This window comes from Glaciimonas sp. Gout2 (assembly GCF_035018905.1).
Taxonomy (GTDB): Bacteria; Pseudomonadota; Gammaproteobacteria; order Burkholderiales; family Burkholderiaceae_D; genus Glaciimonas.
This window is the reverse complement of the sequence record NZ_JASJXA010000020.1, coordinates 37,307-48,809: the sequence shown is the minus strand read 5'-3', so window position 1 is coordinate 48,809 and position 11,503 is coordinate 37,307. Positions and strand designations below refer to the sequence as shown.

Genomic DNA, 11,503 nt, shown 5'->3' with positions numbered 1-11,503 from the left:
AAACGAGTCTTTCGAATTTATTAAAACCTCACCTCCAGACCATCACTATGAATCTAAAACGTTACATCAATCCCGACAAGATTAAGAAAGCGCTTCCGCTAATAGTTATTCTGTTGATTGCAGCGCTAGCGGTTTTTCTGGCTAATAGTTATTTAAAAAGCCGTTCCAGTGAAATAGAAAAAAGCCTCAGCGATGAGGCCAGCAAAGTACGTACAACAGTCACGGTACCACGTATGGATTTGAGTCCCGGCGATATCCTGACGATGGACCAGCTAGCTTCGCGCACGGTACCAAAAGAGTATATGAACTTTGATGCAATCACTCCAGAACAGATTGACGCTTATATCGGTAAGAAAATCATCCGACCGGTGCGCAAGGGAACGCCGTTACTAGAGTCCTATTTTCTCTTGTACGAATCCGTACCTTTTTCCAAGTCAATTGACGCGGGTGATCGTGCCATCACTATTCCAGTGGATGAAATTAATTCGTTCTCCGGCTTACTGCGCGCAGGCGATCATATTGATTTATTTTACATGATGAAGCGTCCACCGGATGGTCCGCAAATGCCGACGCCGGGACCAGCGCAAGAAGACACAATGCTGGCACCGCTACTGGAAAATGTTGAAATCCGTGCGACAGGCCAGACCACCGAACGCGAAGTGCTAGCGGCTGATCGGGCCAAAGAAAGCGGCTTCGGTGACCGTCAGAGTCAACCAGGACGGACGACATACAGTACGGTCACTATTTCGGTTCCTGCTGCCGATGCCCAGAAAGTGATTTTGGTACAGACCGGCGCCCGTATCGTGGCGGTCCTGCGCCGCCCAGACGATGTAGATGGCGTCCAAAAGAAATTGTTTTTGTCTGATGTACTTGATCCAGGTGCTAAAGAACGCTTCAAGCTGCCGCAAGGCCCACAGGTTGATTACATCATCGGTGGCCGCTTCAAGACCGGCGAGTACATAGACGGTGGCGACGACCAGGCGAAAAAAATCGAAGCACTTAAGCGCTTTCTCGGCACGGTAGGGAATCCACAATGATTACTATAAAAAAACCACGCTACGACATGATCAATCACCGCACCGCACGTATACTTGTACTATTGTCAGCCTTGATAGTGACACCTAGTTTTGCCGCTCCAGCTGCACAAGACTCTGGCTGGAAAACTGCATCTACCCAAAAAATTGCATCTAGAGACGGCGCCGAAGTGCAGTATCTAGATGGAAAATCACTTGATCGCAATGGTAGCGTCCAGGTAATTGGTCAAGATGGTCAAATTGCGCAGGGAGAAAATGAGCCGGGCGCATCAACCTCAAACGCCGCAAAAAATAGCGCAGCGAATCGCGTCTTGAAAGGCCCTGCCAAACCTCTGCCTCCGCCTGATGACGAAATTCTGATGTATGCAGGTGAGGCCCGCGTAATGGAAGTCGGGCCAGTCAATCGCATTGCAGTCGGTAACGGCAAGATTGCGTCAACCGCTGTGATCGAAAAAACAAAACTTCTGATCATTGCACAGGAAGTCGGACTGACCAATATCCTGCTATGGAAAAAGCCGAATTTATCACGTGAAATTCGGCTGCGCGTCACCGCACTCAATGTGCTAAAACAACAACGCGATGTCAAAGCTGCACTCGCCGATTTACCAAGTGTTGAAGTAGTCCGCCGAGGTGAGCGACTATATATCGAAGGACATATCTCTACGCGAGAAGATCTCTCTAAAATTACTGCGCTGACCGGCCAATATGCCAATCTGATCAACTCCACCACATTAGATATCGACACCGTACCGGCCTATAAACAGGAATCGCAAATGCTAGTGTTTGACTTGTACTTTGTAGAGTTCAAGAAAGGCTATCTGGAGAATCTTGGTGTCAATTGGGCCAAGAGCTTTAACGGCTTCAATATCGGTATATTTGGTGAAGCAACGCGTGGCAGCACCAATCTGCGGCCGTTACCACAAAGTGCCGACAGCACAGGTGCCACCTTCACTGTGCCAGACCAGAAGCAGCGTGGAGTAAGTGCTGCCGTGAATGCATCAATTGCGATTCCGTCCATCATTCAGTTAGCTGTCGATAGTGGGAACGCGTTCGTCTTAGCTTCGCCCAGTATCGCAACCCGCAACGGCGGTCAGGCCAAGTTCGTGGCTGGTGGAGAAGTACCGATCCCAACGGTTAGCCAGAATGGCACTAACGTCACGTTTAAACCTTACGGCATCCTGATCGAAATCGCACCCAAGCTAGACCCTTTCGGTAATGTCACAGGACTTCTCAAGGCTGAGGTTAGCAAGATTGATCCAAGTGTCAGTGTTGGAGGCATTCCGGGCTTTACCACCCGTCGGACTGAAACCGATTTTTCGGTGAAGACCGGTGACGCCATTATCTTATCGGGCTTGTATAGTCAGGATGGCAGTACCGACGTACAGAAGGTGCCGGGATTGGGAGACGTGCCGGTGCTGGGTAATCTGTTTAAATCAACTGGGACGATACGCAATCAAACCGAAGTATTTCTGGTGGCGATCCCACACATTCACGAAGGCGAACAGGCAGAAACATCAAATGCGCTGCGTAACCTGAATAACCGGATCAATCAATCGCGTAAAGAAGCAGGTATGCCGCAACAACGCGAATTGCCGACGATGCGTAGTTTAATGGACCCACCAATGGAGGAGCCCGGTCCAATGCCAGCTACGCCAGTTCCGGGTCCTGTGCCAGGCGGAGTGTCATTTCCTGAAGACCGCACACCTTAAACAGTTCGAATGTGCGCCGAACTCAGGTCGAACTTGGGTAAAGCGTATCAATAGGCGTTATACAAAATTGCTCTAGCACCGCGCTTGCCATCGTGCCGATGACGACAGTAGCGAGAACCGCCAATAAATAACGACGGCGCTGGAGTAGATTGCATACATCTGAATACATTTATTTTTAATGGAGAGATATAGTCCATGGCAGATATTTCTGGAAGTTTCTTATTGACGGTGGTGTCAGATGGTTATGACACACTTGATGAAGTCGCCATCACTAAGGATAAATTTATCGTCGGAAAAGCCGACGGATCCGATCTGCGCTTAAAAGGTTGGAGTGTCAGTAAATTACATGCGACATTTCTGATCAACGAGGGCAGTATTTTCCTTGAGGATAGCGGTAGCATTTTCGGCACATGGATTGAAGGCGAACGGATTAATCGCCTTGGTCCACTCAACGCAGGAACGGAAATTCGAATCGGTGGCTACACGCTGACCTTGCACGTTAATCGGCAAGGAGACACCTCCGCCAGTCGACGTGAGCTTGACGACCCAAATGAAGCAAACAATGCAAACGCACGTCGGGCATTGTCTGCAAATATGCACAATAATCCACCGAACCATTCCACTAGGCCCAGCGCAACGGTCGATGAAATCAGTTTCGATGATGACGTATTGTTAGCAGATGATCTGCTTGATGCTTCTGCTGAGCGGGTACCGCGTGCGCAGGAACGCGCACCGCAACCGGTAAAGGCTCCATCAACGGCCGCGTTCACACCAACCGTAACAGCGAGGCACGAAAGCGCGACATCTTCAAATCCTCCTCCCATCCTGAGACCAGCGACTAAGCCGGAACGCACTGAACGTGCAGAGCAGCCAGCGTCATCGCGTCCAACTAGTGCCGGCACACAAGCGCCTGCGGTTCAAGCGCGCGTCATTGATCATGAGTTTTCGCGCTGGCGCAAAACGCTGCACGAGGCCGTTCTGTATGAAATCGATTTACGCCGGATCGATGCCAATAAGATGTCGGAGGAAGATCTTAAGGCCAACGTCAAAACGTTGATCAAGGAGCTTTTGGCCTCCACGTTCAACGTACCGGACAATATTGATACCGAGCAGCTAACCCGAGAAGTACTGGATGAGGCAGTTGGCCTGGGCCCTTTAGAGCCCTTGATCGCCGACGAGAGCGTCACTGAAATTATGGTCAACCGGTTTGACGAAATCTGGGTTGAGCGCGGCGGTCGACTCGAACTATCGGCCGCTACTTTTACCAGCGACCTGGCTGTCATGGGCGCTATCGAACGGATTGTCACGCCTCTTGGGCGTCGGATTGATGAGAGTTCGCCAATGGTTGACGCGCGGCTAAAAGATGGCTCACGCGTCAACGCCATCGTACCGCCGCTATCGCTACGGGGACCAACACTGACGATTCGAAAGTTTTCACGTCGCAAAATGATCGCTGAAGACTTGATAAAGTACGGGTCCATGACCGATGAAATGCTGCATATTCTGCGTAGTGCTGTCGAGCAGCGTCTGAACATTGTCGTTTCGGGAGGTACTGGCTCCGGGAAAACCACCTTCCTTAACATGATGTCGGCCTTCGTACCAAACGATGAACGGATTGTGACGATCGAAGATGCTGCTGAATTGCAACTCTCTCAGCCCAATCTGGTATCTCTGGAAAGTCGCCCTCCCAATGTGGAGGGCAAGGGCCATGTCGCAATTCGCGATTTGGTGCGTAACTCTTTGCGGATGCGACCGGATCGCATCATCGTCGGTGAGTGTCGCGGTGGCGAAGCGCTCGATATGTTGCAGGCAATGAATACCGGCCATGATGGATCAATGACCACCTTACATGCAAACTCCCCGCGCGATGCATTAGCACGGATGGAAGTGCTGGTACTGATGGCCGGCATGAACTTGCCGGTGCGCGCAATCCGCGAACAGATCTCGTCGGCGGTACATCTGATTATTCAGCTCACCCGCTATTCATGCGGGGCGCGTAAAGTGACCGCCATCACTGAGGTAGTCGGGATCGAATCAGAAACCGTTCAACTTCAAGACGTTTTTAAATTCCATCGCGAAGGATTGGACAAAAATGGCAAGACATGTGGAGAATTCCGTTATTCAGGGATGATGCCGGCGTTCATCGAAAGGATGAACAATGAATAGTATGATCTTCATGTTTTCCTTGATTGTGTTTGTACTGGTCGTGTTTATTGCCTGGTCACTGCTAAACTCAAAAAACTACTTTCTTAAAGTACTTTTTGATATGCACGTGCGCTATCTAGAGCGCATCAAGGAGTGGACCGGCCTTACAGATGGCCGGGTCTATCTGGTTCTATTTGCGCAAATTGCGGCCACGATATTGCTGACGGTGGTGATCTATTTTGTCGTGCGTAATATTTTATTGATCATGCTGATTGGTTATTTTATTTTCAAAGCGCCATTGTGGATCAGTGATCACAAACGTAAACGTCGCCTCAGTAGTATTGAATATGAACTGCCGACTGCCCTCACCGTGATTGCATCGAGCCTGACTGCCGGTGTATCGCTGAGCATCGCACTGCAATCTTATTCCAAGGAAATCAGCTCGCCGCTGGCAAATGAATTTGCGCACGTGATTCGTTTACAAAAAGTCGGTGTCGACTTTGAGACCGCCATCGAAGAAGTTGGCAAGCGTATTAATTTGGTCGATTTTCAGTTATTGGTCATGACCTTCCGTATTTCAAAATCGGTCGGTGGCAACCTATCTGAAACCCTGATGAGTCTGTCTAATACGATACAGCAAAAGCTGACTATTGAAGGAAAAATCAGGTCATTGACCGCGCAGGGAAAAATGCAAGGGTGGGTCATGATCTGCCTGCCAGGACTGGTGGGCGTTGCTTTGTATTTCATCCAACCGGAAGAGATGAGTCAACTAGTCACCACCTTCTACGGAAAAATCGTCTTGTTTATCTGTTTGACCATGGCCTACATCGGTCACAAAGTAATACAAAAAATTCTCGCCATCGATGTCTGATACAGAAAGCCATCCTCAGAGATACTAACGTTTTCTAAAACTCACGCAATTGGCAATACGCATAAACCCAACACGAACATCACTAAGGGACGAATGGTATGAACAGTTCAATTTATCTATATAGCGCGATCATTCTGGCCTTCGGCAGTCTTAGCGTATTTCTTTTTTACATCTTTAAGTTATTGGCGAACGCCAAAGTTAGCAAATTTCGGCCCAATATGGATCCATTGCCACCACTCCTGAAAAAAGTATGGAATGGCGTCATGTTTTTTGATTTTTATTTCGGTGCTTATTTATCCGAAGCCACCTTACTCAAGCGTAAGCAAATGCTCAATTCGGCCGGTCTGGAATATTTCATGACGCCGAACGAGACGTTCGCTGTTCAATTTTTCTCTCTGGCTGTTTCTCTCTTCTTCGGAATTTTGGTCAGTTTTGGGGCATTTGGTATTGATTATAAGGTGCTTTATATTGTCGCTGTGCTTGGGTCAATTGGCTGGTTTTATCCGCTAATGTGGATCAAGGACCAAAAGAAGCGCCGTAACCTGGAAATATCCCGCTACTTCCCATCCTTTGTCGATATCGTGACGCTCTGTTGTGAATGTGGCCTAACCTTAAATACAGCCATCATTAATTTTTGTGAGCGTGGCCCGGCCTGTATCTTGCGGCAGGAAATAGAGCGGGTAGTGCGCGATATGAAAACGGGAGCCGGACGCGCCGAAGCTCTCGAAAAGTTCGCCCGTCGTACCGGCAATCTGGACATCAAGCGCTTTGTTGGTATTGTGCTGCAATGTGACAAACTGGGCGTTCCACTCGGACCGACTTTGCGCAAATTTTCGGAACAAAAGCGCACCGAGCGCTTTCAGAGAGCAGAGAAATTGGCAATGGAGGCGCCAATGAAAATGATCGCCCCACTCATCATGTTCATTTTCCCAATCACTTTTATCATCATCGCCTTTCCGATTGTGCTCACTATCATGACAAATTTCAGATAAAGAGTGCGCGCGTCATAGCAGCATTCATCAAAAGCTATACTTTTTATAATTCTCACTGAACCATTCCCAATCTGACAACTCGAACAAACACTAATGAAAACAAAAATATTCAGCTCGGCCCTAACACTATCTCTTGTTTGTTCTGGCACGGTCTGGGGCGCTACAGTCCTGCCGCAGCTTAAGCAAGCAAATACGCAGGTATGCATACAAATGGGTGCAAGCGCACAAGGCACTCCAAAAAATAAGACGAAGTTGCCTACGTTCTGCGATTGTGTTTCTAATACTTATTGGAACAGCGTACCGCAGGCAGAGTACGACTCGCTAATCAAAACCGGCAAATCGCCATTGCTAGAGGCCAGCATGGAAAAACGACTAAATGTGGCTAAAGCAAGTTGTCTAAAAAAAAATGGATAAGCATGGGTCGCGTCTGAAAATCTGACTCTGTATTAATGGTTTTATTGGCAATATCATCGCTGAAAAAGCATTCCGTTTATGAGGATTTCCCTGCTGGATATTCAATTTATCACCCCATGAATCCCTTTCAAAACTGCAATGTGTACTCGCCCAAATCGACGATTGCCATCAGTTGAGAAAGTAATTTATTGCCAATTTCAACACAAGATGATGGATAGCGCGCTTTTGAGAAGTTTCAAACCAGATTAAGTAGTATTTTTCGATGAAAATTTGGGATCGCTTTTGAATGAGATTGGGACAAGTTTCATGGAAATTTTTATCGCTGATAAGGCTAAGAACGTCATCACCAACAGCGCCCCACCAGTTCGCTTTGGATTTGGGAGAGAGGAATGTAGGATGATAAAAGTACCAGCGACTACGCTTACGCTTCTGGAAAATATCAAGAAAGCATTGAGTAAAAACTTGTTGCTGACAGATGACTTTTACACCGATGATAACCTCAAGCGTTTCACAGGCGGCGCTCAGATTAGTCGTGTCGGAGAAAACAGAGAGAACGTCAAACGTGTTGAAATTACCCGCTTTGGCGCTATGGTTAAAACCTCTTGGGACGGACGTCGTGACGAAGGGGGACTAACGATCCTCTGCCGGAAGGAGGAACAATTCGGCGGCGACGTAGAGGGACGTCTCAACTTGTGGTTGCGCAACGAAGATGAACGAGTCAGTTATCGGAACATGGAAAAATTGTTTGGACAACAATGGGAAAAATCAACTGCGCGTAATGGTGAAAAATGCCTACCACCGCTGCACGAACATGGAAATGCGGAAATGGAATTCTTTGCGCTGACAAACGGAGTGGAACAAACCGTACGACTCCTGTTTAGTCCACGAGCCAATCTGGAGATGGCAAGTTTTTTGGAGGTCAGACCTTTCGATTTGTAATGACCACTTCATATTTATAGACGTACCACGCTGATACCGCAAGACGATCAGTCCATTATTTGTGGCGTTTATTTGTGTGGTTTATTTGTGTAACTTATAGCCTCATTATTTTTTCTTCACGCATCATCAGATTGTTAAAGACGATGACCCACTCCACACTCGCCATCGCACTGACCACGCGTTCAAATAACAAACTACCCTATGAAAATTGACGTCCGGATCGCCAATAATTTTTGGAAACGCGCTGTCGGTTTGTTGGGTTCACTTCCTCTAAATGACCAGCAAGGAATGCTGATTTCTCCATGCAATAGCATCCATACATGCTTCATGCGATTGCCAATTGATGCAGTATTTATTGATCTAGATGGAAATATCATGCGTATTGTGGAACATATCCGACCATGGAAATTTGCTGCGGCTAAAGCGCATTCCTGCCTTGAGTTGAGCGCCGGAAACGCCGCTCGGCTTGGTTTGAAAGTGGATGATTGTCTGGCAGAACTTGCTCAACCGGTTACTGGCAAGGTCATCCAGATAGTCGTTCTTTTACCAGTTTCAACGCCACATTTCTAACGTTACGCCGTACTAAAAACGATCGCGCAATGCGATCGTCTTCTGATAAAACTTCCATCACTATTTTATAAAAGAGACAGCGTGAACATCGTCACGCGCGTGCTTTTTTGCGTTATTTTTCTGTAGAACGTAGCAATACGTTTCGCTCTTATGCCAAGTTAATTCACAATAAAAAATGTAATTCGGATGCAAACTGGCGGTCGTCATCACCCCGTAACAAAACCTTTCTACTATCAACCATCATCTTCCCCGCGTCATTAAATTCAAGATTCATGACACCGCTTGTCATTCACGCCGATTGAATGTCGTATCAAGATATTAATATCGCGGCTAGCTTCCAGATCCCGACCATAAATTTCTATGATCTCAACAATGTCACATGAACGACCTGAGCGTTGAGGCTATTTTGTTAAAAACGGAACCCGATTTTTCTCTACAATACGCGCGCAAAAATACTTTTTCAAAAGCTCATGGCGATATGCTCCGCACACAACGTGGTGCGGTTTTACCCATTACCATCTTTTTTCTTGCAGTGCTCTGTATCGGATTATTTGCCATTTATAACATGGCGCAATTAACTGCTGAAAAGCGCCGCCTGACCAATGCAGCCGATGCCATTGCTTACAGTTCAGCTAACGTCGCCGCTGAAGGACTCAATTACACCGCCTACACCAACCGCGCCATGATTGCGAACTATCAGGCTGTTGGACAAATGACGGCGATGTGGTCTAACGTCACCATGTCGGACCAGTACTGGCGTAATAACGCCAAGGTGCTGAAGGCAACGGCTGCCTTAACCAAATTCATCCCCTATATCGGTACCGGTTTATCGAGCATCCTCAAAACCGTCTCAACCTTTAGCGACTATTGGGAAAAGATCGTCAATGGCGTGCGCGTCACCAGTCAGGTATTAGCCAATGCTGGCACGGCGACTACATCGCTGACTAACTACGCCATTTTTGCTTCGCAACAGGTCCATCTGGCAACTACCGCTTCTGCCTTGATCTCAATGCAAAAAGATTTGCTGACAGCGAATGCACCGCAAGCAGAATACATTCCGCAAACGGTGATGTATCAGATCGGTAAAAGTCTAGTTGATTTCGGCAGCATGATTAAGCTGCATCAGCCGCCGCGTAAGTTTATGGGCAGCACTGAAATGAAAACCAAAGTTCCTGGCGATAAAGGCACTGCTGAATTCAATTTGGTACATCGCTTGATGATGGCAGATATGTTCAAGTTGACGAGTGGTATGGGCGGTCGTCGCCTGTTTCCCAATGCCGTTGGTTTATGGACAGTGGATGGCTGTAATTTGAGCGCGACGAATGGGTTGCTAACAGGCCTATCGGTCAACGGTCTGGAACAGATCGTCCCCGCGTTGGCAGGTAATGTTGCGGCCGACGTGATTGGTCCCGTTATCGAAGGATTCATGAATACGGTAGGTCTTATCGTGAGTCCGATAATGTGTCTTTATGAGCGTACTGGCGGTACACGCATGATTCAAATGCAGGACGGGACATATGCATGGAGCAACATCGATATCATGGAAATTAATCCCCATCTGTTCAATATCCACATCCCGATGGCAGGTGCGGTAACAATGTCCAAGGTGGGTCGTCAAGGTTTGAATAAAAACCAAACGATTCCCGATGACTTAGACAAGTTTATAGATGTGGTGAACGCTACGCCCGCCTGGAAGAAAGCATTTTGGGGCGAGGCAACAGGGATTGATGACTGTATGTATTTCACGTTACCAACCGGCGAGGTGTATGCACCCCGCATCGGCGGCGCATGCGCATCGTTGGCCGCTGGTGCTGCAAAAAAATATTACGAACGCGGTGTCATGAATATCGCCAAGGCCTCAGCCAACCGCGCAATGAAAGGCCAGCCGCAAATAGCGACCGCCACCGAAACGTTGAACAACGCCGCTATGGCCACGTTGGCACCAATTTTGGATGCTGCCGGTGGCGGCATCAATGGAAGTAGCTCTGCTTCGTCAGCAGTGAATCTACCTGACGCTAATGCAAGCAACCTGACTGGCGTCGTAGGCGGTGCGCCTGCCGGGATGCCAGCGTCGGGCGCTGCACTCAACGCACCAAGTCCGGGTGGTGGCGATGCCGAAGTTGAAATGGCCACTGCGCTGGCACAACAAGCAGCAAATTTTCAGAACCTGTCCAATCTGGGCGGCAATGTCGCCACGTCCATTTCAAACATGCTCGGTAGCGGTTTTACGATGGCGAATACGGTATTCGATGATCCCGTCAACGCGCCAAACAAGTTCACCCAGTTCTTTCTCAAGGCGTTGGGTCTCGGCGATCTGATTGATGTGCTCGGCATGCGCTCCTCGCGCGGAACCGAAACGTTATTTCAAAAACCGGGATTGGGCGGTGCGGTTGCAGCCGACATGGGATTGCCTGCGGAAAGATTTGGCTTGTGGGAAATGCGCGACGCAAATATGGGCAACTATCAAATAGGTGACCGTGCCGCCAGTAATATATTTGTCGCCAGCAAAGAAATACAGAATTCAGCCTTAAAGGATCTTGGCCCTTCGTTCGTGGTGGCATTGCAAGAAACGACCGACAAATTACCGCTAAAATCAGAAAGCAAATTCAATCTCGGCCGAGCGCCGTTACATGATTATGACGCGGAAATAAAACAAAATTATCTGAAGGCTATTGGCAAGGCGCGCGTCTATTATCGCGCACCGGTTGAGCGTTGGACCACTCGCTCGCAAATTGTCTCGCACGCCAATCTGATGCTGCCGTACTGGAACGCACGACTGGAAGGACTGAATTATCCTGAGAAATCGTTGTTCTTCCTGATTGACTGAGT

Annotated in this window: 9 protein-coding genes; all 9 read left to right on the top strand. The window is 48.2% G+C overall.

The annotated features are described in order from the left end of the window. Positions 1-47 precede the first annotated feature (47 nt). The 9 genes from cpaB to QN379_RS14475 all read left to right on the top strand — a co-directional run bounded on the left by cpaB (position 48) and on the right by QN379_RS14475 (position 11,501). On the top strand, positions 48-1,037 hold the full coding sequence (cpaB, locus tag QN379_RS14515) for a Flp pilus assembly protein CpaB (protein ID WP_323506948.1): 990 nt from the start codon (positions 48-50) through the stop codon (positions 1,035-1,037). After that, the gene (locus tag QN379_RS14510; protein WP_323506947.1) at positions 1,034-2,743 is read left to right on the top strand and encodes a type II and III secretion system protein family protein; all 1,710 of its coding nucleotides are present in this window, start codon (positions 1,034-1,036) and stop codon (positions 2,741-2,743) included. Before cpaB ends, QN379_RS14510 begins: the two co-directional genes overlap by 4 nt. Before the next feature lie 195 nt (positions 2,744-2,938). Further along, complete coding sequence (locus tag QN379_RS14505; protein WP_322237011.1) at positions 2,939-4,909, top strand: ATPase, T2SS/T4P/T4SS family; 1,971 nt, start codon at positions 2,939-2,941, stop codon at positions 4,907-4,909. Continuing rightward, positions 4,902-5,759, top strand: coding sequence for a type II secretion system F family protein (locus QN379_RS14500; RefSeq protein WP_322237010.1), 858 nt, complete (start codon positions 4,902-4,904; stop codon positions 5,757-5,759). The genes QN379_RS14505 and QN379_RS14500 overlap by 8 nt, the downstream gene beginning before the upstream one ends. Before the next feature lie 98 nt (positions 5,760-5,857). Then, positions 5,858-6,751, top strand: a complete 894-nt coding sequence (locus QN379_RS14495) for a type II secretion system F family protein (RefSeq protein WP_322237009.1) — start codon at positions 5,858-5,860, stop codon at positions 6,749-6,751. A 93-nt stretch (positions 6,752-6,844) separates the two neighbouring features. After that, positions 6,845-7,165: a hypothetical protein gene (locus tag QN379_RS14490; protein ID WP_322237008.1), complete on the top strand. Its 321-nt coding sequence runs from the start codon at positions 6,845-6,847 to the stop codon at positions 7,163-7,165. 306 nt (positions 7,166-7,471) lie between these two features. Next, a complete protein-coding gene (locus QN379_RS14485; RefSeq protein ID WP_323506946.1) occupies positions 7,472-8,104 on the top strand; it encodes a hypothetical protein in 633 nt (210 codons plus the stop codon). A gap of 201 nt (positions 8,105-8,305) precedes the next feature. Then, positions 8,306-8,674, top strand: coding sequence for a DUF192 domain-containing protein (locus tag QN379_RS14480; protein WP_322237006.1), 369 nt, complete (start codon positions 8,306-8,308; stop codon positions 8,672-8,674). A gap of 379 nt (positions 8,675-9,053) precedes the next feature. Next, positions 9,054-11,501 (top strand): pilus assembly protein TadG-related protein, encoded by a 2,448-nt coding sequence (locus QN379_RS14475; RefSeq protein ID WP_322237005.1) that lies wholly within the window; start codon positions 9,054-9,056, stop codon positions 11,499-11,501. The last annotated feature ends 2 nt before the right edge of the window (positions 11,502-11,503 follow it).

Coding starts and splice junctions, on each gene's coding strand:
- QN379_RS14480 (WP_322237006.1), top strand. CDS start 8,306: ATGAAAATTGACGTCCGGATCGCCAATAATTTTTGGAAACGCGCTGTC.
- QN379_RS14485 (WP_323506946.1), top strand. CDS start 7,472: ATGGAAATTTTTATCGCTGATAAGGCTAAGAACGTCATCACCAACAGC.
- QN379_RS14475 (WP_322237005.1), top strand. CDS start 9,054: ATGAACGACCTGAGCGTTGAGGCTATTTTGTTAAAAACGGAACCCGAT.
- QN379_RS14490 (WP_322237008.1), top strand. CDS start 6,845: ATGAAAACAAAAATATTCAGCTCGGCCCTAACACTATCTCTTGTTTGT.
- cpaB (WP_323506948.1), top strand. CDS start 48: ATGAATCTAAAACGTTACATCAATCCCGACAAGATTAAGAAAGCGCTT.
- QN379_RS14495 (WP_322237009.1), top strand. CDS start 5,858: ATGAACAGTTCAATTTATCTATATAGCGCGATCATTCTGGCCTTCGGC.
- QN379_RS14510 (WP_323506947.1), top strand. CDS start 1,034: ATGATTACTATAAAAAAACCACGCTACGACATGATCAATCACCGCACC.
- QN379_RS14500 (WP_322237010.1), top strand. CDS start 4,902: ATGAATAGTATGATCTTCATGTTTTCCTTGATTGTGTTTGTACTGGTC.
- QN379_RS14505 (WP_322237011.1), top strand. CDS start 2,939: ATGGCAGATATTTCTGGAAGTTTCTTATTGACGGTGGTGTCAGATGGT.